The sequence below is a fragment of the Streptomyces sp. NPDC048612 genome, from assembly GCF_043199295.1.
In the GTDB taxonomy this organism is placed as follows: domain Bacteria; phylum Actinomycetota; class Actinomycetes; order Streptomycetales; family Streptomycetaceae; genus Streptomyces.
Genome location: NZ_JBICVV010000028.1, coordinates 40,362 through 62,547, shown reverse-complemented (window position 1 = coordinate 62,547; position 22,186 = coordinate 40,362). Strand labels below are relative to the sequence as shown.

13 protein-coding genes are annotated in these 22,186 nt (G+C 74.9%); 5 read left to right on the top strand and 8 right to left on the bottom strand.

The window, feature by feature from the left end; translation table 11 throughout:
• Positions 1-192: 192 nt before the first annotated feature.
• The 3 genes from ACGFN2_RS31380 (at position 193) to ACGFN2_RS31370 (ending at position 3,099) form a co-directional block, all read left to right on the top strand.
• The gene (locus ACGFN2_RS31380; protein WP_393366023.1) at positions 193-2,151 is read left to right on the top strand and encodes a glycosyltransferase family 2 protein; all 1,959 of its coding nucleotides are present in this window, start codon (positions 193-195) and stop codon (positions 2,149-2,151) included.
• Positions 2,152-2,323: 172 nt separating this feature from the next.
• On the top strand, positions 2,324-2,704 hold the full coding sequence (locus ACGFN2_RS31375; protein WP_362608661.1) for a hypothetical protein: 381 nt from the start codon (positions 2,324-2,326) through the stop codon (positions 2,702-2,704).
• 122 nt (positions 2,705-2,826) lie between these two features.
• Positions 2,827-3,099, top strand: a complete 273-nt coding sequence (locus ACGFN2_RS31370; RefSeq protein WP_362608660.1) for a DUF1876 domain-containing protein — start codon at positions 2,827-2,829, stop codon at positions 3,097-3,099.
• 19 nt (positions 3,100-3,118) lie between these two features.
• Here ACGFN2_RS31370 and galE read toward each other — a convergent pair whose 3' ends face one another.
• The 3 genes from galE to ACGFN2_RS31355 all read right to left on the bottom strand — a co-directional run bounded on the left by galE (position 3,119) and on the right by ACGFN2_RS31355 (position 9,649).
• Positions 3,119-4,096: a UDP-glucose 4-epimerase GalE gene (gene galE, locus ACGFN2_RS31365; protein ID WP_393366021.1), complete on the bottom strand. Its 978-nt coding sequence runs from the start codon at positions 4,094-4,096 to the stop codon at positions 3,119-3,121.
• A 50-nt stretch (positions 4,097-4,146) separates the two neighbouring features.
• Positions 4,147-5,799, bottom strand: a complete 1,653-nt coding sequence (locus ACGFN2_RS31360; protein ID WP_393366067.1) for a glycosyltransferase family 2 protein — start codon at positions 5,797-5,799, stop codon at positions 4,147-4,149.
• A gap of 265 nt (positions 5,800-6,064) precedes the next feature.
• Positions 6,065-9,649 (bottom strand): CDP-glycerol glycerophosphotransferase family protein, encoded by a 3,585-nt coding sequence (locus ACGFN2_RS31355; RefSeq protein WP_393366019.1) that lies wholly within the window; start codon positions 9,647-9,649, stop codon positions 6,065-6,067.
• 248 nt (positions 9,650-9,897) lie between these two features.
• Here ACGFN2_RS31355 and ACGFN2_RS31350 point away from each other — a divergent pair, with 248 nt between their 5' ends.
• Entirely contained in the window at positions 9,898-10,584 is a 687-nt protein-coding gene (locus ACGFN2_RS31350; RefSeq protein ID WP_362608655.1) for a class I SAM-dependent methyltransferase, read from the top strand.
• A 63-nt stretch (positions 10,585-10,647) separates the two neighbouring features.
• Here ACGFN2_RS31350 and ACGFN2_RS31345 read toward each other — a convergent pair whose 3' ends face one another.
• The 5 genes from ACGFN2_RS31345 to ACGFN2_RS31325 form a co-directional block, all read right to left on the bottom strand.
• Positions 10,648-11,595, bottom strand: coding sequence for a class I SAM-dependent methyltransferase (locus tag ACGFN2_RS31345; protein ID WP_393366016.1), 948 nt, complete (start codon positions 11,593-11,595; stop codon positions 10,648-10,650).
• A gap of 388 nt (positions 11,596-11,983) precedes the next feature.
• Positions 11,984-12,898 (bottom strand): carbohydrate ABC transporter permease, encoded by a 915-nt coding sequence (locus ACGFN2_RS31340; RefSeq protein ID WP_393366014.1) that lies wholly within the window; start codon positions 12,896-12,898, stop codon positions 11,984-11,986.
• Complete coding sequence (locus tag ACGFN2_RS31335) at positions 12,895-14,214, bottom strand: carbohydrate ABC transporter permease (RefSeq protein WP_393366012.1); 1,320 nt, start codon at positions 14,212-14,214, stop codon at positions 12,895-12,897. Before ACGFN2_RS31335 ends, ACGFN2_RS31340 begins: the two co-directional genes overlap by 4 nt.
• A 138-nt stretch (positions 14,215-14,352) precedes the next feature.
• Positions 14,353-15,711, bottom strand: coding sequence for an ABC transporter substrate-binding protein (locus tag ACGFN2_RS31330; protein ID WP_393366065.1), 1,359 nt, complete (start codon positions 15,709-15,711; stop codon positions 14,353-14,355).
• 676 nt (positions 15,712-16,387) lie between these two features.
• On the bottom strand, positions 16,388-19,789 hold the full coding sequence (locus tag ACGFN2_RS31325) for an FtsK/SpoIIIE domain-containing protein (RefSeq protein ID WP_393366063.1): 3,402 nt from the start codon (positions 19,787-19,789) through the stop codon (positions 16,388-16,390).
• Positions 19,790-20,278: 489 nt separating this feature from the next.
• Between ACGFN2_RS31325 and ACGFN2_RS31320 the strand changes: the two genes are divergently transcribed.
• Positions 20,279-21,964 (top strand): serine/threonine-protein kinase, encoded by a 1,686-nt coding sequence (locus ACGFN2_RS31320; protein WP_393366010.1) that lies wholly within the window; start codon positions 20,279-20,281, stop codon positions 21,962-21,964.
• Positions 21,965-22,186 lie beyond the last annotated feature (222 nt).

Here is a 22,186-nt window from a genome sequence, read left to right as displayed (position 1 = left end):
CGGCCCCTCGCCGGGCCGGGCCCGGGGAACCTCCAGGGGCTCGACCGCCTCTAGTGGGGTGGCGGGCATCGGGGCCGCCGGCGGTCCTCCACGGTCGGCGCAGGCGCGGCCCGCGTTGTATGTCTGGACAGTCCCCCCTGCCCTGCTGCGACGCCGGGCCCATCGGGGACAGACGAGAGAACGGAGCGCACCGTGCCCGTCCCCGACGACCCCGCGGCCACGGCCCCCGCCGGACCCGACGCCCCGGCGCCGACCGTGTCGGTCATCGTGCCGGTGCACAACACCCGCCGCTACCTCGACCGCTGCCTCGGCTCGGTCTTCGCCCAGACCCTCGGCCGGCGCCACATCGAGGTGATAGCCGTCGACGACGGCTCGACCGACGGCAGCGCCGAATGGCTGGCCGAACAGGCCCGCCGCAACCCCCGGCTGACGGTGCTGCACCAGGAGGCCTCCGGCGGCGCGGGCAAACCCCGCAACGCCGGACTCGCCCGCGCCACCGGCGACTACGTCTTCTTCCTCGACTCCGACGACCGCCTCGACCCCCAGGCGCTCTTCTGGCTCACCCGGACGGCCCAGAAGTGCGGCTCGGACATCGTCTACGGCCGGATCGCCGGCGCCGACGGCCGCGCCGCCCCCGTCGACCTGCGCACCACCAGCGAGCGGGTCTCCGTCTTCGACTCCCCGGTCTACTGGTCCCTCGCCGCCTACAAGCTCTTCCGCCGCTCCTTCGTCGAACAACACCGGCTGCGCTTCGCCGAGGGCCGGCTGCTCGCCGAGGACCTGCCGTTCGGCATCACCGCCCTGCTGCGCGCCGACGTCGTCTCCGTCTTCGCCGAACGCACCTGCTACTACCTGCACGGACGCGAGGACCACAGCAACGCCAGCCGCCAGGACACCGACTGGTGCGACTACCTCCGCTACATCGCCACCGTCCTCGACGAGGTCGCCGCCGCGGTCCCGCCCGGCGCCAACCGCGACAAACTGATGGTCCGGCACTTCCACGGCGAGATACTCATGCCCTTCGGGGCCCCCTTCCTCGCCCGCGACCCGGCCGGCCGCACCGCGATGGCCGACGCCGCGCGCCCCCTCGTGGAGCGCTACCTCACCGACCGGGTGGCGGCCGCCCTGCCGCCCCGGCTCCGGCTGCGCGCCCACTGTCTGCGCGCCGGGCTCGACGACCAGCTCACCGCCGTCGTCCGCGCCGACACCGAGCACCACCCGGACCCGCCCCGCCTCGACAGCGACGGCCGCGTCTACGCCGCCTACCCCTACTTCCGCGACCCGCACCGCGCCCTCCCCGACACCTGCTACGACCTCACCGACCGCGTCGTACTGCGCCAGCGGCTCACCCGGCAGCACTGGGCCGGCGGCGTCCTCCACCTGCGGGGCACCGCCGCCCTCCGCTGGCTCGGCGGCGACACCGCCGAGATCCTGCTGCGCCGCGACGGCACCACCCACCGGGTCCCCGCCCGGTACGCGGACGGCGCCTGGCAGGCCGCCGTCGACCCGGCGACCGCGGCGGACGGCGGGCCGCTCACCGACGGCGTCTGGGGCTTCAAGATCGCGGTCACCGCGCACGGCACCGGCGCCGCCGCCGGGCAGAGCCTCCGCCGCGAGGCCTGGCTGGTCCCGGAGAGCGCACCGGACGACCCCGGCGAAGCCGGTGCCTTCGCACCCCGCCTCACCGGCCGGGGCCCCGCCGGCCCGGCCGTCGCCGCCCTCTTCCGCTCCCGTCCGCACGGCCACCTGCACCTCGACCTGGACCGCCACGGGGCCCGCCGCCCCCTCGGCGACGATCTGCGCGGCACCGCCGACCGCATCCGCTCCGGCCGGGCCGCGCTCGCCGCGCGGCTCACCCTCCCCGGCTGCCCCGTGGACGCCGAGCTGCGGCTGCTCCTCCACGACGGGACGCGCACCGTGGCGCTGCGCACCACCGTCGAGCGGGCCGCCGGCGACCGCTACACCGTGCGCGCCCTGCTGCGCGGCGGCCCCCCGGGCACCTGGCGGGTGGCGCTGCGGGTGACCGCGGGGCCGTTCCGCCGCGAACTGCCGGTCCGCGCGGCGCACCCCGGCGACGGCGGGCGCACGCCCCTGACCCTCACCGTGCCGGGCCGCTCCCCGGCGGACCTGCTGCGCCGGGCGCGCCGCTGACCCCCGCCCGCACGCCCCCGCACCGCCCGGCACCCCGGCCCGTGAGCCCCTTTCGGAGACAGCCGAATGCCGTTGCCCGCCCCGTCCCGCTGCCACAGGCTGACCACGGCACCGGCCACCGGTGCACCCCCGGGAGAGGACCTCCCGGGGCCGTATGACAGGGGGAACACTCATGTCCGTACTCAAGCGCGCCGGCCTGGCCGCCGCAGCCGCCGCGGCACTGCTCGTCCCGGCCGGCGTGGTCGTCGGCACCGCCGGACCCGCCGCCGCCCAGGCCGCCACCACTCAGGGATGCCCCTACGGCGCGGTCTGCATCTACCCGCAGAACGCCGGCTGGAACGGCGGCCACCCGTCGCACTTCTACTACAGCTACGGGGCTCACAACCTCAGCAACATGGTCGGCGTGCACCGCATCTACAACAACCAGTCCGGCGGCGCGACCATGCGGACCTGCACCGGCTACAACGGCACCGGCTGCCAGGGCTACCTGCCGGCCAACAACTACATCGACAAGAACATGACGCCGATCAACTCGATCACCCTCCAGCCGTAGGCGCGCGGCACCGGCGAGACCACCGGGGCCGGGCCTCCACGGGGAGGCCCGGCCCCCGCACACCGTGCGGCGCACCGCACGCGGGCGCACCCTGGTAACAGCGGCTCCGGAGGTGAAGCGTCATGTTGCAGACCGCTGTCGGATGGCATGTCGAGCTGGAATTCGAGGAGGACACCCACCGCACTCGCGCCGCCGCCCTGGTACGGCTGCCCGACGGGACCGAGGTGCGGTCCCACGGCTACGCCAGCCGTCACCCCGTCGACGCCAACCAGCCACGCGTCGGCGAAGAGGTGGCGGGCGGCCGGGCACTCAACGAACTCGCGATGAAGCTGCTCACCAAGGCACACGACGAGATCGACGCGGCGTCCGGCCGGACCTCGCACCCGCTGGCCTGACCGGACACCCGCGCCGCGGTCAGCCCCGCGGGTGGTGGTACTGCCAGCCCGCCCACGCCGAGGTGATCATGTCGCGGACGTCGTGGCGGGCCTTCCAGCCCAGCTCGTCGGCGATCCGGTCGGCGGCCGCCACCACCCGGGCCGGGTCACCGGCCCGGCGCGGCGTGACCTCGGCGGTGACGTCCCCGTGCCCGGTGACCGAGGTGATCAGCTCGATCATCTCCCGCACCGAAACGCCCTCACCGCGCCCGATGTTGAGCGTCAGATCCCGCACCGGGCCCGGCTCGGCGAGCCTGCGGGCCGCCGCCACATGCGCCTCGGCGAGATCGGCGACATGGATGTAGTCGCGGATGCAGGTGCCGTCCGGGGTGTCGTAGTCGTCGCCGAAGATGCGCGGCGCCTCGCCTGCGGTGAGCCGCTCGAAGACCATCGGCACGATGTTGAAGACACCGGTGTCGGCCAGCTCCGGCGTGGCCGCCCCCGCGACGTTGAAGTAACGCAGACAGGCCGTGCTGATGCCGTGCGCCCGGCCCGCCGCACGCACCATCCACTCACCGGCCAGCTTGGTCTCGCCGTACGGGTTGATCGGGGTGCACGGGGTGTCCTCGGTGACCAGACCGACGTCCGGCATGCCGTAGACCGCCGCCGAGGAGGAGAAGACCAGCCGGCCCACGCCGCCCGCGGCCATCGCCTCCAGCAGCGTCTGCAGACCGTGCACGTTCTCCCGGTAGTAGACCAGCGGCATCTCGACGGACTCACCGACCTGCTTCTTGGCGGCGAGGTGGATGACGTCGGTGACGCCGTGCTCGGCGAGGACGGTGTCGAGCAGCTCACGGTTCAGCGTGGAGCCGACGACCAGCGGGACCCCCTCGGGGACCCGGGCGCGCACCCCCGACGTCAGGTCGTCGAGCACGACGACCGTCTCGCCCGCCTGGCGCAGGGCCCGTACGACATGGGAGCCGATGTAGCCGGCACCACCCGTGATCAAGTAAGACATAGCGCCATCCTAGGCTCGGGGACACACATGCGGGGGAGGGGTGTGGACGGTCAGCTGCGCAGCCGCCGGGCGGCGATCCGCCACACACTGCGCAGACCCGACGCGACCCGCAGCGACAGCGCCCCGCCGGTCGTCGCATACGGCTGCACCAGCAGCAGGACATGACGGCGGCTGGGCAGCACCCGGCGGCGCAGCCCCGGCCCGATGGCCCGCAGCGCCGCCCGGAACCCCGCCCCGTCCGCGCAGCTGACCTGTGCCATCAGATCCCAGGGCTCGGGATCGGCCCGGTCGTGGCCGTCCCCCTCGACCAGCGCCCCGAGATCCAGCACGATCTCCGCGGTCCAGCAGGCCTCCGCGCCGCCGGCGCCCGGGGCCGGGGTCAGCGCCGCGGTGTGGACCGGGCCGCGCCGGTCGTCCCGGCGGCGCCGCAGCTCGATGTCGATGCTCACCGGCCCCGCCGCGGCCAGCCGCCCGTACAGGTCGTGCACCCGCAGCCGCAGCACCCCGGGACTGCTGACCGCCGGCTCCGCGTCTATGGTCACCGGCAGTCGGTGCATCGGCTTGGTGCCGAGCGCGTCCAGCTCCACCTCCGGCAGGTCCCCGGACCACACCGCGCGCCCCCCGGCCTCCGCGTACGGCGGCAGCAGCCGCCCCGGCCGGGCCGCCAGCTGCGTCAGCCGCCCCAGGTCCCGCGGCGCCGGCGAGGCCAGCACCACCCGGGCCAGCCAGCGCGCCGGGGCCCGCGCGGCCCGCAGATCCGGCTCCTCGAAACCCGCCAGATACTCCCGGGTCAGCCGCCACCACTCGGCCCGGTAGTCGGCGCCACGGGTATGCAGCTCACGGACGTACATCCGCAGATCGTGGTCGAGGAACTTGGTCCGCGCGGCGTGCGCCAGCGCCGGCTGCCCGGCCTCCTGGAAGATCCGCACACTGGCCCGGTGCGCCGCGATCCGCGCCTGCCAGTTGGCGACGTCCTTGCGGTCCAGCGAAATCGACTGCCGGGCGGCCGAACGGCGCACGTGCCACACATACACCCGGTCGGGAAGGGTCACGATCCGCGGCCCAGCGGCCAGCACCCGCGCGGTGAAAACGAAATCCTCATAGGTGAAGCGGCCCTCGGGGAACGCGATGGCGTGCTTGTCGAGGAAATCCCGCTCATAAAGCTTGTTGACGCACAGCGTGTCCCGCACCAGCTGTGGGCTGGCCTCCGGCGAAACGTGCACCGCCGGCTCCCGGTAGAGCGCCGGCTGCCAGGGCACATCGCGGTGCGCGGGCAGCTCCCGGCGCACACACGCCCCGGCCACGACCGGCGCGTCGTGCTCCAGCGCCGCCGCCAGCAGTGCACGGGCCGCGCCCGGCGGCAGCACGTCGTCACTGTCGAGGAACATCACGAACCGCCCGGTGGCGGCGCGCAGCCCGTCATTGCGGGGTGTGCCGCAGCCCCCGCTGTTCTCGTCACGGTGCAGGACCCGGAGCCGCGGTTCGGTACGGGCCAGGGCATCCAATGCGGCGCCGGTGCCGTCGGTGGAGGCGTCGTTCACCGCGATCACTTCGGTGACCGTTTCGCCGGGGCTCCCCTGCGCCAGTGCGGAACGCACCGCGTCGCCGACGTGGCCGACATCGTTGAAAGCGATGACCACGATGCTGACCTGCGCGGATGGCGTGATGGTGGGCCCCGGCAGCGGCTCAAGGGCTTCTTTCACAGTCACTGAAATCTACATTTCGTGTCGACAGCATCTCTTGGCGCGAGAGGGAATTCCGAACCCATTTCCGATGATTCAGAGGGCGAAATCCGTCGCGCGGTTGCACCCGCCGCTCCGCTTTTCCGCCCACTTGCCGTCTTATTGCCGGGCGGGAGCCGGGCTTGGGGTGTGCCGGGCCCGTGAGGGCGCCCGCACATGCTGTAACGACGCGAACGCCGCGGGATGCCGATCCGCACACCACCATCTTGCGGCGGACCGGCCCCGCTCACCGCTCCATCAGATCCGCGACCCGGCCCGCCGCACCGCCGTCGTCCCGGTGGCAGAACGCCTCCCGGAAATCCGCGTACGCGTCCGCGCCCGCCGCGGCGATCGCCGGCAAGTCCCCCAGCGCGTCGACCAGTTCACCCGTCGAACCGAGCAGCGGCCCCGGCACCCGGGCCTCGAAGTCGAGCGTGAAGCCCCGCAGCGTGTCGCGGTAGTGCGCCAGATCGGGCGTCAGGAAGAGCATCGGCCGGCCCGTGTTGGCGAAGTCGACGGCCAGCGACGAGTAGTCGGTGACCAGCACATCCGCCGCCAGCAGCAGCTCGGTGGCGTCCGGATGGGCCGACACGTCGCGCGCGAACGGCGCATGGTGCGCCGGCAGCCGGTCCGCCACCAGCGGATGCCCCCGCACCAGCAGCACATGGTCCTCGGCCAGCTCCCGCCGCGCCAGCTCCAGATCCAGCGGCAGATGCAGCCGGTGGTGCCCCGCGTCGTAGGCCAGATCGTCCCGCGGCGTCGGCGCGTACAGCACCACCCGCCGCCCCGGCTCGATGCCCAGCCGCTCCCGCACCGCCGCCGCGGCCCCCGCACGGTCCGGCGCGAACAGGGCGTCCGTACGCGGCAGTCCGGTCTCCACCAGCCGCCCGGAGTAGCCCAGCGCCGAGCGCAGCACCGGGGTGCTGTGCGCGTTCGGCGACAGCAGCACGCTCCACTGCCGGCTCACCCGCGGCCGCGGCGCCAGATGCGCCAGCCCCGCGCACAGCGTGCCCGCCAGATCCGCGCCGATCCGCTTGAGCGGCGTCCCGTGCCAGGTCTGGATGATCCGCTGCCCGCCCCGGCGGGTGAACCACCGCGGCAGATGCGTGTTGGTGACCACCCACCGGCTGTGCGCCAGCGCCCCGTGCCACTCCGCGCTGCCCACCAGCACCGCACGGGCCGTGTCCGGCACCGCGGTCTGCGCGTCACGCACCGCCCACAGGTGCTCCACCTCCATGCCCCGGCGGACCAGCTCCTCGTGCACCGCACGCGGCGAATCCCCGTACGCCCGGCCGCCGAAACTGCTGTAGAGGACGGTGTCGCGCAGCGGGCGGGAGCGGTGCAGCGGATAGTGCTGCTCGCGCAGCATCCGGCGGCGGTAGGGGCCCCGGTCGGTGGCGGGCAGCGCCGGCCCCGCCACCACGAGCGCCTCGTCCTGCCGGTGCCGGTCCAGGGCGAACGGCTTGCCGCGGACCGTACGGGACGCCGGCAGCCCGTCCAGCGCGGACGGCGCACAGCGCACCGGGGCGTCCAACGGCGAGCCGGGCGCGCCCCGTTCCCGCAGATGCAGCGTCCAGCGGCCCTCACGCAGCGGCACCGGCCCGGCCGGCGAGGGCAGCGCGCCCAGCGGCAGGGTGCCGTGGAACCGGCCCTCGTCATGGGTGGTGGGGAAGGCCAGCTCGGCGGCGTGCGTCCGGTGCTTGAGGACCAGCTCCGTGTGGTGCGGCGCGGCGGCCGGCAGCCCGCCGGACAGCAGCAGCGTGCCGTCCGCGCGCCACGCCAGCCGGTCCAGATACGGCTGCGGCACGCGGTCGTGCAGCACCAGATGCCCGGCCGGGGACGCGGCCACCACCAACTCCCGGCCGTGCGGCAGCGGATACGGCACCGGCGTCAGCTCCGGGTCGCAGACGACCGGGCCGCCGCCGCCCGGCAGCACCAGCTCCGCCGCCCAGCTGTCGGTGTGCGCGGGCGGCACCGCCCGCGGCGCGCCGTCCCGCGCGGGACGGGCGGCGGCCAGCGCGTCGAGCCGCACACGGAAGGTGTGCGCGGACGGCGGCGCACCGGGCCCCTCGCCGTCCGCCCCCGGCGGCGCCGTCTCCACCGGGAACGACACCACCGTGCCGGTCCCCTGATGGGTCAGCCGCAGCGCGTCCGGCCGCGGGCCCGGCGCCGTGACGGTCAGCTCCAGGTCCCCGGCCGCCGCGGCCCCGTGGCCGGCCAGCCGCCGCACCCCGCGCCCCACCGACAGCCGCAGCCGCCCGCCCGCGTACCAGGGCGTGATCCGCACCCCGTCCGCCGCGCCGCCCCCGGCCACCTCATGGGCCCGCGGCGCCGCACCCGAACCGGTGTCGGCGGCCGACAGTGCGCCCGCCCGCACCACCCCGGCCGACGCCAGCAGCACCCCCACTGACCAGTCGCCCTCCTCCCAGCGCCCGCCCCGCCGCAGCCGCGCCGGATCGACCCGCAGCTCGAAGCCCGACCAGTCGTAACAGTGCAGCTCCTGACCGGACTCCACGGTCGCCGCCGGCACCGGGACGGTACGCAGCGGCAGCAGCACACGGCGCCGCCCGCACGACAGCACCGCCGTCCTGAGGTAGCGGTGCCGGGCCGCGGCGTCCAGATTCCGCAGATAGGCATAGCCGCGCAGCACCAGCACGCCGTCCCGCCACACCGCGTCCGTCACCCGGGCCATGACCGGGAAGTCCGCCCCCGCCAGCCGGGTCACACCCGGCGGCAGCTCCAGCGGTGGCGTCAGCGGCAGCACCGCCCGCTTGCGCAGCGGCGGCCCCGCCACGGTGAACCCCGCCGGGTTGCGCGCCTCGTGGGTGAGCAGCGCCAGCAGATCCGCCAGCCGCCCGGCACGGATCAGATACCAGCGCATCCGCAGCTCCACGGGCAGCGCAGGGAACAGCGCCGGATCGGCCCCCGACAGGAAGTCCCGGGCACAGTCCAGGAACGCGGTCCGGCACTCCGGGGCCGCCCCCGGCAGCGCCTCCACCAGATCCAGCAGCCCCTCGGTGAGCTGCGCCCGGTCGTAGTCGCGCCGGTGACCGCGCAGCCCGTCGCGCGCCGGGTCGTCGAGGAAGCGCCGGATGCCCGCGACCGCCGCGAACCGGTCCCGCACCCCCCGGGCGTCGAGCCGCCGGTGCCGGCCGGGCCCCTCCGGCAGCCGCCGGTAACAGACGTGCTCGTGCAGCACATCGACCGCGTCGGCCAGGAAGAACGCCGGCAGCGTCACCGCCGCGTCATGGCACCACTCGCCCTCGGGGAACGCGAAGGCGTGCCGGTCCCAGAAGGAGCGGCGGAAGACCTTGTTCCGGGCGACATGGTCGGACAGCAGGGACAGATCCTCGCCGACCCGGGTCCGCAGCACGGTCTCGCGGTCCGCCGGATGGTGCGCGGACTGGCTGCGGCCGCCCGCGCCCAGCCGGTACACGTTCCCGGTCGCGAGATCCGACCCGGACCGGTCCAGCAGCCCGACGAGATCCTCGTACGCGCGCGGCAGCAGCACATCCTCGTCGGCGTCCAGGAACGCGAGATAGCCGGTGTGCGGATAGGCGTGCCGGGCACCGGTGTTGCGGACCGCGCCACAGCCCGGGTCCGGGCCGTCCCCGGTGTGGTGGACGATCCGGAACCGCGGGTCGCGCGCCGCGAAGCGCCGGGCGACCACCGCGGCCGGACCGGCGCCGCCCGCGCCCGGCGGGCCGTCCACCAGCACCACGTCCAGACCGGTCAGCGTCTGGGCCGCGACCGACTCCAGGCACTCCTCCACATTCCGCTCGGACCCCTCGGTGCGATGGACCGGGACGACGACGGTGAGCCGTGGCTTCATACGCGGACCAAGCCTTTCCGGACTGGCGATGCACAAGACCGGTCCGTTCAACTCGCCCACGGCGGCACGGTCACCGGATCTGCGCTGAAAGGGTGAGACCCCTCATCGACAGAGCGTGGTCACGTCATTACGCTCGGTGCGCGAAGTCGGCGCGCCGTAGCGCCGGGCCGCGCCCGATGCCGTAGACCCGTTCCACAGCCCCACGGCGCCCCGCGCGCCGTGTCCCCCAGGGAAGGTGACCGCGTCCGATGCCCGGCCGAACCGACAGCTCCGCCGCCACCGACAGCCCCGACGCCGGGCCGCCCGGCGGCGACGTCCGGACCGCTCGGCCCGCCTCCGCCGCGGGCACCGCCCCGTCCGCCTCCACCGCCCGGCTGCCCGCCGAGCACCGGCGCGGCGGACCGGCACGGCTGCTGCCCGCCCGCGCCCCGTTCCGCCGCCAGCTCCGGCGGATCGGCAGCGGGCGGGTACTGGAGATCGGCTGCGACACCGGCGACACCCTCGCCGGCTGCGCCCCCGGCAGCGTCGGCGTGGACCACGACCCGCAGTCCGTGGCCCGCTGCCGGGAACGCGGACTGACCGCCTACACGGCCGACGCCTTCCTCGCGAGCCCGCACGCCCGGCCCGGCGCCTTCGACGCCCTGCTCACCGCACACGTCCTGGAACACCTCGACGACGAACAGGTCGAAGGACTGCTGCGCGCCTACGTGCCCTACGTGCGGCCCGGCGGCGGCGTCCTGCTGATCACCGCCCAGGAAGCCGGACACCGGGCCGGCCCCACCCCCGTGCGCTTCACCGACTTCCCGCTGCTGCGCGCCTTCGCCGAATCCGCCGGCCTCGCCGTCCGGCGCACCTACTCCCACCCACTGCCCCGCCCGGCCGGGATACTGCTGCGCCGCAACGTGTTCGTCCTGGTCGGACAGGTACCGCGGTAGGGCGGGCCGGTACGCGGGGCCGGGGCGGCTCCGCCCCGCACCCGGCCCCTGCGCGCGGCGCGGTCAGCGGGTACCGGCGCGCTTCCGGGCAGTCCTGACGGCCCGGGTGACCACCGGCGGCAGCACCTCCAGCGCCACCCGGCGCAGCGCCGTACGGGCCGGGAGCGACGGGCGCGGCCCCGGACGCCCCGCCGGGCCCCGCGCCGCCGACCGCTGCGGGGAGCGGCCCCCCGCCGGCCGGTGCCGGGACACCGGATGGGCGGGCTCCGCCGCCCCCTTGGCACTCAGCCGGACCAGCGGCGCGCCATTGACCTCCTGCACCTCGTGCCAGATGTCACCGCGCGCCGTGATCCAGTCGACCAGCGCCCGCTGCAGCGGCCCCGGATCACCCCACGTCCCGTAGAACTTGGTGCCGGTGACACACACCGGGCGCAGCCCCTCGTTCGTGACGGCCTGCCAGGTCGCGGCGGCCACCCCCGGACAGTGCTCGGCACGGTAGTCGTCCAGCACCACCACACCGTGATCCGTCAGCAGCCTGCGCACCGCCACGATGTCGCCGTGCACATGCGCGTACAGATGCGAGGCGTCGATATGCGCGAAACGCACCGAGCCCTCCTCGACATGGTCACCGACGAGCGAGCTGAGCCCCTGCACGATGGTCGGCAACTCCTCATGAAAGGCAAGGTAGTTCGCCTCGAAGGCCCGGCGCGTCAGGGTCGCGTAGGACTTCCTCATCTCCTGCGAGTTCGAGGCGTCCCCGGCGGGCGAGTCGAAGAGGTCACAGACCGTGAAACGCTCACCGGCCCGCCGCCGCGCCCCGAGGAAGATCGCGCTCTTGCCCATGTACGCGCCCAGTTCGAGCAGGTCACCCGGCTCCGCGCGGCCTTGCTGATGGCGCAGGAACCAGTCGAAGAGCAGCTGGTCCGCGGTGAAGAACCAGCCCTTCACCTCGGACAGCCGGGTGGGTCGAGGGAGTTGATCGGCACTGTGGTCTGCGAGGGGGGCAGTCATGTGCGGTCCGTCTCCAGACGGTCGGGAACGTGGGCAGGGGACGACACGTGCGTGGGGGAAGAAGCGGTATGTGCCGGCGCCGCTGCCGTGGATGCACGGAAAAAACCGTGAACGGCCGTGCCGTGTGATGTGTGTGCTGCGTCGCTGTCTGCTGTTGTGCGTCTCCGCGGCTGTGGGCGCGCGCCCGGCGCCGCGGCCGCCGCGCAGAGGCGCCCGGCAGGACCGGGGCACCACGCCTCCGTCCATGGGACAGGGCGGCACCGCGCGGGCCGCCGCCAAGACACGGCCCCGTCGCACCGTGCGCCGCACGGCGGTGACGGCATCGTAGGCGCAGCAAAGTGAACGGGAGATGGCGCGGACCCCGGCCGGACCGGGCCCCGCGTGCAGATCACTTCACCGCGCCGGCCATCACCCCCGACACGAACCGGCGCTGGAACGCAAAGAAGACGATCAGCGGCACCACCATCGACAGAAACGCGCCGGGCGCCAGCACATCGATGTTGTTGCCGAACTGCCGCACCTCCTGCTGGAGGGCGACGGTGACCGGCGGACTACCGCTGTCCGCGAAGATCAGCGCGACCAGCATGTCGTTCCACACCCACAGGAACTGGAAGATCGCCAGCGAGGCGATCGCCGGACCGCCCAGCGGCAGCACCACCCGGGTGAACAGCCGCAGCTCACCCGCCCCGTCCAGCCGCGCCGCCTCCAGCAGCTCCCGCGGGATCTCGGCGAAGAAGTTCCGCAGCAGGAACACCGCGAACGGCAGCCCGAACGCCGTGTGGAACAGCACCACCCCGGCCGTCGTCTCGAACAGCCCCACCGCGCCGAACAGCTTGGCCACCGGAATCAGCGCCACCTGCACCGGCACCACCAGCAGCCCCACCACCACCAGGAACCAGCCGTCCCGCCCGGGAAACTCCATCCAGGCGAACGCATAACCCGCCAGCGAGCCGATCACCACCACCAGCACCGTCGCCGGCACCGTGATCGCCGCCGTGGTCAGCAGCGACCCCATCACCTTGTCGTCCGACAGCAGCTGGCTGTAGTTGTCCCAGGTGATCTCCGCCGGCCGCCGGAAGACCTGCCACCACCCCGACCCGGCGATCCGCTCAGGGCTGCGCAACGACGACAGCAACAGCCCCACCGACGGCATCAGCCAGAACAGCGCCACCAGCACCAGAAAGACCCGCACCGCACCGCCACCGGTCCGCGCCGCGACCCGCGCCACGAGCCGCCGCCGCGCCCGCACGCCACCGGCCGCGCCGCCGCGCCCGCCCCGTACGGCACCGTCCACCGTCGTCATCGGCGACGCTCCCTCCGTAGGCGCCGGAGATTCACGTACATCACCGGCAGCACCAGCAGCAGCAGGAACACGGCGATCGCACTCCCCAGCCCCTCGTCGACATCCGTGCCGAACGACGACTGGAAGAGCTGCAGCGCCAGCACGTTCGCGGACCGCAGGCTGGAGCCCGGCGCGATGATGTACACCAGATCGAAGATCTTCAGCACATTGATCATGAGCGTGACCAGCACCACCACCAGCACCGGAGCCAGCAGCGGCACCGTGATCCGGCGGAACACCTGCCACTCGCCCGCGCCGTCCACCCGCGCCGCCTCCAGCAGCTCCCGCGGCACCGCCGCCAGCCCCGCCGCGATCAGCACCATCGCGAAACCGGCCCACATCCACACATAGGAGCCGATGACCGCCGGAGTGACCAGCGCCGGACCGAGCCAGTCGACACCGCGGTACGCCTCGGCGAAGTTGGCCGCGGGCAACCGCAGCCGCGCCCCGTCCGCCCCCTCCGCGGGCAGCGAGAAGCCGCCGTCGGCCGCCGTCGTGGCCGACGCGACCACCCGGCCGCCCCGGACCGCTTCGACCCGCAGACCGGCCAGCGCCCGCTCGCCGCCGTCGATCACACCCGGCCGGCCCCCGCCGCCCCGGGAGAAGTCCAGCCACACCGTGCCGGTGACCCGGTCCGGCCGCGGCCGGGCGGCGGCGGCCGGCCGCGCCCCGCGCAGATCGCCCGGCTGGACCGCGACCAGCGGCAACAGCACCGGCGACCCCGCCCGGACCGCCGAGCCGGTGGTGAACCCGCCGCCCCCGGACGCCTTCAGATCCGCCCGCGGCCGCGGCCTGGCACCGGGGAACGGCGCCGGACCGGCGAAGGTGTCGTGCACCCCGACCCACACCGCGTTCGCCACCCCGCGCTCCGGGGCCTGGTCGTACACCAGCCGGAAGATGATCCCGGCAGCCAGCATCGAGATCGCCATCGGCATGAACACGACCAGCTTGAACGCGGTACCCCAGCGCACCCGCTCGGTCAGCACCGCGAAGATCAGCCCCAGCACGGTCGAGACCGTCGGCGCCACCACCACCCAGACGACGTTGTTCCGCAGCGCCGTACGGATGCCCTCGTCGGAGAAGAGCGCACCGTAGTTGTCCAGCCCCACGAAGCCGTCCCCGGACGCGTCGAACAGACTGCGGCCCACGGAGAACACCACTGGATAGCCGACCAGCGCACCGAGCAGCACCAGCGCCGGCAACAGGAACACCGCGGCCATCCAGCGACGGCCGCCCCCTGCCCGGCCGCGCCCCGGCGCCCGAGGACGGGCCGGCATCCGCGGGCGCCCCCTACCGCCGCCCCCGCCACGCCGCCCGCCCGCACTCCCGCCGCTCCTGCCGACCCGTACGCCGCTCATCGTGACGCCCCCTGGTCCCAGTCCCGGTCCCCGCCGCCGTTGCCGTCGGCGTCGCCGTCAGCGCCCGAACGACGCGGCGGCGTCCTTCTCCAGCTGCGCCTGCGCCCCCGCGACATCCTTCGGGCGCTTCAGGAAGTCCTGCAGGTCCTTCCACTCGCCCTGGCCCGGCTTGCCACCGAACGAGGCGGGCGCCTGGTCGGACATGTCGAAACGGAAGTCGTCACCCGCCGCCACCAGCGCCCCGGCGATCTCCCGCAGCACCCCGTCCGCGTACGCCGCCCGGTCCAGCTCCTTGTTCGGCGACAGGAACCCGCCGGCCTGCGCCCAGATCTTCGCGGCATCCGTCGACGCCAGGAACGCCAGCAACGCCTGCGCCGCCCTGCCGTCCTTGAGCGCCACCGCCACATCGCCCCCGGTCACCACCGGCGACCTGGCCCCCACCGCCGGGAACGGGAACACCTTGGCGTCCGTACCCACCCTGGCCTTGGTCTGGGCGATATTGGCGGCCGCGAAGTCCGCCGACGAGACCATCGCCGCCTTCGGGGCGTCACCGCCGCTGAACGTCTGCGTCACCGACGTCGGGAAATCCGTCTGCAACGCACCGGAGTTCCCGCCCGCGAGCAGCTCCGCACGGCCGAAGAGCTGCCCCAGCGTGGTCAACGCCCGCCTGACCGTGGGATCGGTCCACTTGATCCTGTGCTGCGCCAGCTGGTCGTACTTCGCCGGGCCCGCCTGCGAGAGATAGACGTTCTCGAACCAGTCGGTCAGCGTCCAGCCGTCCGCACCGCCCACCGAGACCGGCTCGACACCCGACTCGGACAGCGTCCGCGCCGCCTTCAGGAAGTCCCGCCAGCTCTTCGGCTCCCGCACCCCGGCGTCGTCGAACGCCCGGGCGTTGTACCAGACCAGCGACTTGTTGCTGGCCTTGAAGTAGACGCCGTACGGGGTGCCCTTGTGGGCGCCGAGATCCCGCCAGCCCTTCGCGTAGTTCTTGGCCAGCTGCGCCCTGGCCCCCGCCCCGAGCGGCTTCAGCCAGCCCTTCGCCGCGAACTCGTGGAGCACGCCCACCTGTTGCAGCATCGCGACGTCCGGCGGCCCGCCACCGGCGATCTTGGAGCCGACGAAACCGGCCATGTCGTCCCCGCTGGGCACGAAGTCGACCGTGGCGCCGGTGCGCTTCTCGAACTCGTCCAGCACCTTCACGAAGTTCTCCCGCTCGGGCCCCGTCCACACGGCCGTGACCTGAAGCTTCTCCCCCTTGAGCGAGGGCAGCCGCACCGTGGGGGCGGTACTGCCCCCCTTACCGCTCCCTCCGCCCTTCGCACCACCACTGCCGCCACCACACGCGGCCAGCGCCAGAGCGAGCGCCACCCCCACCGCCACCGAGCCCGCCGCGCGTCCACCCCTGCGCCCCATACGGCCGAGTCGTCTGCGCATCTCCAAAGCCCCCTGTCCCTGCCGCCTGCCCTACCGGTCCCCACCGCGCCACGGGCCCCTCGCCGCCGTGCCATGCGCGCCATGCGGCGTGGTTGTCGTGCCCATACGGTGCGGTTGGTCGTGCCCATACGGTGCGGTTGTCGTGCCGTGCGGCGTGGCTGCCGCGATACGGCCCGTGCCGTGCCGTGCGGCTGGCTGCGGCTGCCGCGATGCGGCGCCGGGACGCCCAAGCCGCGCCGTGCCGCTGTGCCGAGCCGCCGGCGTCATGCGCCGTGCCCTTGGTGTCGCGCCGTCGGCGTGATGCGGCGTCGCCCGTGCCGCGCCGTGCCCTTGGCCTCGCGCCGTTCGTTCCACGCCGGGTAGTGATGCCGCTGCAATGCGGTGCTGCAATGGCGCTGCGCTGCTCCGTGGTGCGGTGCACTGTGCGGCGTCGCCCATACGGCTACGGCGCGCCGCCGGCGTCATGCGCCGTGCAGTGTCATCCGGCGGTCGGTGTCCTGCGGTGTGCGACAGTCCTACGCCCTGACCACAGGCTCCGCAATACCGCCTTCCCCGCCAACCGCCCTTTCGTGACGCGGCTGTTATGGGTGGCGCCTACGAGCATGCGGCGAAGGGGGGCATGCCGCGCCCCCACAGCAGCCCACGCCCCACACCCTCACAGCAACGACGCCCCCGCCGCCGCCCCCGAGGACTGCGCGGCCCGCTGCAGGGCGCTGGCGAGCAGGGCCAGGTCGGTCGGGCCGTTGCCCAGTTCGCGCAGTGGGCGCCGGGCGGGCGGGTCGCCCATCCGCTGCCACTCCAGCGGGACGACCGTCGGCCGGAGGGTGGACGTCCGGGGTATCCGCCCCGTGACCCGGCCCGCCTGGAACGGGGTCGAGGAGCCGTCCGCCGCGCGGTACAGCCGCCCGCGGCCCGCGGGGGCCGGCTCGGACGGATCGGCGGTGGCGCCCAACTGGACGCGCAGACCGGCCTGTTCGCTGGTGGCGGTCTCCGCCGTGCGGTCCGGATGGCCGGTTGCGGCTATCAGGTGCACTCCGAGCGCGGCCCCGTCCCGGGCCACCGACTCCAGGGCGCGCACCACGGACCCGGCGGCGGGGCGGCCCGTGCTGCCCAGGGCGGGGGCGACCAGCGCGTCGAAGTCGTCGACCAGCACGAACAGCCGGGGCATCGGGACCGCGGGTTCCTGGGGGCTCGCCCCGTCCTCGGCGGGTGCTCCGCCGCGGGCGCGCAGGCGGAGGGTGCCGGTCGTTGACGGGTCTGCCGGTGTGCCGCCTTCCTCCTCCTTGTTACGGCAACGATTACGGAGAGTGATTGGTTCCTGCTCTCCGTAACCCTCGGTCGAGCGCCGTGGTGCGGCGATCCGCGGCGCCGGGAGGTGTTTGCCGCGCCACTCGGCGAACGGGGTGCCGGCGAGTATCTCCGCGCGGCGCTTCAGTTCCGAGGACAGTGCCTGGGCGAACTCCCGCATCCGTACCGGGTCCGAGGCGGCGAGGTGTGTCGTGACGTGCGGCAGGTCGGTGCACACCCGCAGGCCCTCGCCGCGCTCGCTGCCGCCGCCGTCCACCAGCACCAGCGACAGCAGGTCCGGGCGGTCGGCGGCGGCGAGCGAGGCGGCCAGCGAACGCAGCAGCTCGGTCTTGCCGGTGGCCGCGGCGCCCTCGACGAGGAGGTGTGAGCCGTCGGCGGCGAGGTCGGCGCACAACGGGCCGTGCGGTCCGGCGCCCAGCACCGCCGCTGCGCCGGGTCGGCCGGTGTCCAGGGCGGCGGCCCAACGGGCCATCAGGGACGCCGGGGTGGCGCGGGCCAGCCCCAACTCGTCCAGCAGCCGCGCCGCTTCGGGCAGCGGGACGGCCACCCGCGCCAGGGCGCCGCCGGCCCGGGCCGCCGCGTCGGTCTCCCGCAGCGGCGCCAGCGCCCGCGCGAACCGTTCGGCCCAGGCGCCGGAGACCGCGTCCACCGTCGCGACCGTGCCGTGGGGCCCCGAGCCGGGCTGGACGACGCGCAGCGCCGTGGCGACGTCACCGCTGAGCACGGCGACGGCCCCGCACTCCCCGAAGGCGGGTGACGCCTTCCGGGCCGCTTCGTAGGTCGCGGCCAGCGGGAAGGCGGGGGAGGAGGCCGGGGTCTCGGCCAGGCACAGCAGATGGATGCCGGCCGCCGCGCCGGCCGTGGCCAGCCGGGCGGTGGTCTCGCGGAGCGCGGAGCCGCCGGGGTCGCCGTCCACGATCACGAGGGTGTACGGGCCCTGGTGGCGGGCCGCGGCGGCGGCGATCTCCGCCCGCTCGGCGTCCGCCCAGCCGGGGCCGAGGGCAGAGTCGTCGAGCCGGCGCACCAGCTCGGAGGTACGGGCCAGGGCCTGGTCCGTGTCGTAGGCGAGCAGCAGCCGGCAGTCCTGGCCGCGGTCCGGGCGGACCTGCGGCAGCCAGCCGAGCCAGGACCAGTCCGCCACCCGCTCCTCGGCGGGGCGGGCCCGGTCCGCGCTGATCAGCACGATGTCGAGGGTGCCGGGGGAGTGCAGGGCGGCGAGCTGGGCGAGGGCGCAGCGGGCCAGTCCGGTCAGCCGGGCCCGCGGTCCGGCGAGGCCGAGGGAGCCCGCCCGGCGCAGCTCGACGGTGACCGGCAGCGCGGTCCGGCCGCCGCCGCGGGCGGCGGTGCCCAGCCGGACGGTCAGCGCGTCGGGGTGGTCCGGGCCGCGCTCCCAGAGCCGGGGCCCTGGGCCCAGTGCGGTGAGCAGGACGGCGGCGGCGTCCGGCCAGCGTTCCTCGGCGGCGGGCCCCGCGGGCGCCTCCGTGTCCGGGACGTCGCCGGGGGCGTCCGCGTAGGCGGTCAGGGGATCACCGGCGGGTGCGTACTCCGCCGGGCGGAACGCGTCCGGCTGTTCCACGGCGGGCCGGCCGCCGGCCAGCCGCCGCGCCCAGGCCCCGATGCCGCCCCGCCGTCCGCCCTTACGGGGCGCCTCGTCGGCCGGTGCCAGCGCCTGCTGCCCGCCGTGTGTCCGCTGCTGCCCGGCGTCCGGGTGTCCGCCGGCCGGTTCCCGTACGCCGGGTCCCCAGCCGGCGGACGGGGCCGGGCCGTCGGGGGTGCGGTCGTAGACAGGGCCGGTGGAGGTGTCCGGGTACGGGGGGCCGGACGGGCGCGGGGCGCCGTCCGGGGCGGCCGCGCCGTATCCGGCCGGGGTGCCGCGCAGGGGGGTGTCCCGGCGGCCGGGCGCGGTCGCCACCCGTGCGGACGGGGGAGCCGCCGCGGGAGCGCCGCCCAGCCGGTCGTACGCCCCGGGGCCGGGGTAGGTCCCGGCTCCTGTGTAGGCGCCGCCGACGGCGGCGGTGGCACCGTGCGGGCCCGCCGTCCCGTTGCCCCCGTGCTCCTGCGCGCGTCCTGCCGGGGCCGCCGCTCCCGGGGTGATCCGCAGATGGCCCTCGCCGTCCGGTGTGGTCGGCAGGGCGGGGTCCGGGGCACCGGGCGCGGACTGGAGGCGCAGGGCGGACTCGCCGATGCGCAGCAGGGTGCCGGGCGGCAGGGGAGCGGGCCGTTCGTCGAGGTCGGTGCCGTCCAGGACGGTGCCGTTGGTGGAGCGCAGGTCGGCGACGGACACCGAGCCGTCCGGTCCGACGGTCACGGTGCAGTGCAGCCGGGAGACATCGGGGTCGTCGAGGGGGACGTCGGCGTCGGCGGAGCGGCCGATGCGGATCTGGCCGCCGTGCAGCAGGTGCACGCCGCCGGCGTCGGGGCCGGAGACGACGCGGAGCCGCGCGGAGCCGTGCGGCAGGCCGTGTGCCGGGGCGGGGCCGGGGTTCTGGAGGGAGAGCACCGCGCCGTCGATCAGCGGGGGCTCGCCGATCGCCGCGCGCTGCGGGTCGAGGCGCTCGGTCCCGGCGTACAGGACGACGGGGGCGCTGCCGCCCGTGCCGCCGACGTCCGCGCCGGTGCCGGCCACGGAGGCGGCGAGCGAGCCGGCCACCGCCGCCAGCGCGGTCCCGGCAGGGGCCGTCACCAGCACATCGCAGGCCCGTGTGGGGTGGCCGCTGCGCGGCCCGAGGACGGTCAGCCGGATCTGCATCGCCGTCAACGGTCCCTTCTGCCGGGATCGGCGGGGCCCGCTCGCTCCCCCACCGCACCCGGGCACGTCGGCACGTACAAGTCCCAAGTGCACGCCGCGACAAGGACCGCGCGCCCCCACCGCATCGTGCTGGGTGCATCCTCGCACCTGCCACTGACACCGCGCCCGCCGACCGCCGTTCCGTGATCTTGATTGGTCTTCTAAGGGCGAAAAAGTGCCTGCTTGCGTGCCGTGCCCGGCCGGATTTCGACCGCCGTGGTCAGCTCGGAAGGCCTCCGGCGGGAGCGCGCGGGCGCGGCCCCGCACCGTCCCGGCGGGGCAGGCAACCATCCGTCCCGAACCCGCGTCTTTCCCACAAGCCCGCACTGGGCCGCCGGAACCGAAAAGCTTGTGCGACGGCACTACAGTGGGTCGGACGGACCGCGCCGAGTCGATCAGCTGACCGGGCGGGCCGGGCCAGGGAACCATCACGACCAGGGAGCGCATGACGTGCGGCCGGTAGGCAGCAAGTACCTGCTCGAGGAGCCGCTGGGACGCGGTGCCACGGGCACCGTCTGGCGTGCCCGCCAGCGGGAGACGGCGGGCGCCGAGGCCGCCGTGGCAGGAGAGCCCGGTGAGACGGTCGCGATCAAGGTCCTCAAGGAGGAGCTGGCGCACGACGCGGACGTGGTGATGCGCTTCCTGCGGGAGCGCTCCGTCCTGCTGCGGCTCACCCACCCGAACATCGTCCGTACCCGCGACCTCGTCGTCGAGGGCGATCTGCTCGCCCTGGTCATGGACCTGGTCGACGGCCCCGACCTGCACCGCTATCTGCGGGACAGCGGGCCGTTCAGCCCGGTGGCCGCCGCGCTGCTGACGGCGCAGATCGCCGACGCGCTGGCCGCCAGCCACGCCGACGGTGTGGTCCACCGCGACCTCAAGCCCGCGAACGTCCTGCTGGCCGGCTCGGACGGCAGCAGCGAGATGCACCCGATGCTGACCGACTTCGGCATCGCCCGCCTCGCCGACTCCCCGGGTCTGACCCGCACCCACGAGTTCGTCGGGACCCCCGCCTATGTGGCGCCGGAGTCCGCCGAGGGCCGCCCGCAGACCTCCGCCGTGGACATCTACGGCGCCGGCATCCTGCTGTACGAGCTGGTCACCGGCCGTCCCCCGTTCGCCGGCTCGACCGCGCTGGAGGTGCTGCACCGGCACCTCAGCGAGGAGCCGCAGCGTCCGGCCACGCTGCCCGAGCCGTTGTGGACGGTGATAGAGCGCTGTCTGCGCAAGCGGCCCGAGGAGCGGCCCAGCGCCGAGAACCTCGCCCGTGCGCTGCGCACCGTCGCGGCCGGTATCGGGGTGCACGCCCGCCCCGAGGAGGCCGAGGCCGCGCTCGGTGTCGCCGCGCTGCTCGCCCCCGACCCCGCGCCCGCCACGGTCCCCGGGACCGGCGCCGACGGCGGCCAGGGCGGCGGCGACGCCGATCCCACCCAGGTGCTCCCGTCGGGCGCCGGTTCGTACGACCCGGCGGCGGCGACCAGCGTGCTGCCGTCCACGGGCGGCCCGGCCGGACCGGGTGGCTCCGGTGGCCAGGGCGGCGGGGCCGGGCAGGGCGATCCGACGCGGGCCATGCCGCCGATGCCCATGGGTGCACCGGCCGGCGGACCGCAGGGGCCCGACGGGCCGCACCCGTGGGAGTCCCAGCTGCGGGCCGCCCGCGACCGCAACGAGCAGACCCAGGTGCAGTACCTGGACCCCAGCGAGGACCCGCTGCGCCGCCGTCCGCAGCGGCAGGCCGCCCCCCAGCAGCCGCCGCAGCGCCCGCAGCAGGCTCAGTACCGCCAGCAGCCCGCTCCGGTGCCGTACGCCCAGCAGCAGCCGCAACAGCAGCAGCCGCAGGCGCCCCGGCGGCGCCAGGAGCCGCCGCCGCAGCGTTACGAGCCGCAGCGGCCGCCCGCCCCGGAGCCCCGGCCCCGGCGCGAGCCCCGTCAGCGCAGCGCCAACCCGATGAAGATCCCGGGCCTGGGCTGTCTGAAGGGCTGCCTGTTCACGCTGATACTCCTGTTCGTGGCGGCCTGGCTGATCTGGGAGCTGACCCCGCTCCAGGAGTGGATCGGCACGACGAAGGGCTTCTTCGCGCAGATCGGGGAGGCCTACGACTACGTGGCGAGTGTCGTGCGGAAACTCGGCAACTGACCCCGCTCGCCCGTAACTGACAGCGGCCACCCGCGCCCCCCATGGGCCCGCGGGTGGCCGCTGCCCTGTCTGCCGTCATCCGCGGGACACGCCCCTAGGACTCACCCAGTGGATTTGTCGACTTCAGGCGGAGAATTTCGCTCACAGAAGTGAAGGTTGCCACCGTCCGGGGCATTGAACCCCCTGGCATCCGCGTAGCTTTGACGCCAACCTCAGCCCCCG

Bases quoted from the DNA above. Each gene is read 5' to 3' on its own strand.
- ACGFN2_RS31340 (WP_393366014.1), bottom strand. From the start codon at position 12,898: ATGACGACGGTGGACGGTGCCGTACGGGGCGGGCGCGGCGGCGCGGCC.
- ACGFN2_RS31345 (WP_393366016.1), bottom strand. From the start codon at position 11,595: ATGACTGCCCCCCTCGCAGACCACAGTGCCGATCAACTCCCTCGACCC.
- galE (WP_393366021.1), bottom strand. From the start codon at position 4,096: ATGTCTTACTTGATCACGGGTGGTGCCGGCTACATCGGCTCCCATGTC.
- ACGFN2_RS31350 (WP_362608655.1), top strand. From the start codon at position 9,898: ATGCCCGGCCGAACCGACAGCTCCGCCGCCACCGACAGCCCCGACGCC.
- ACGFN2_RS31370 (WP_362608660.1), top strand. From the start codon at position 2,827: ATGTTGCAGACCGCTGTCGGATGGCATGTCGAGCTGGAATTCGAGGAG.
- ACGFN2_RS31375 (WP_362608661.1), top strand. From the start codon at position 2,324: ATGTCCGTACTCAAGCGCGCCGGCCTGGCCGCCGCAGCCGCCGCGGCA.
- ACGFN2_RS31325 (WP_393366063.1), bottom strand. From the start codon at position 19,789: ATGCAGATCCGGCTGACCGTCCTCGGGCCGCGCAGCGGCCACCCCACA.
- ACGFN2_RS31330 (WP_393366065.1), bottom strand. From the start codon at position 15,711: ATGGGGCGCAGGGGTGGACGCGCGGCGGGCTCGGTGGCGGTGGGGGTG.
- ACGFN2_RS31335 (WP_393366012.1), bottom strand. From the start codon at position 14,214: ATGCCGGCCCGTCCTCGGGCGCCGGGGCGCGGCCGGGCAGGGGGCGGC.
- ACGFN2_RS31355 (WP_393366019.1), bottom strand. From the start codon at position 9,649: ATGAAGCCACGGCTCACCGTCGTCGTCCCGGTCCATCGCACCGAGGGG.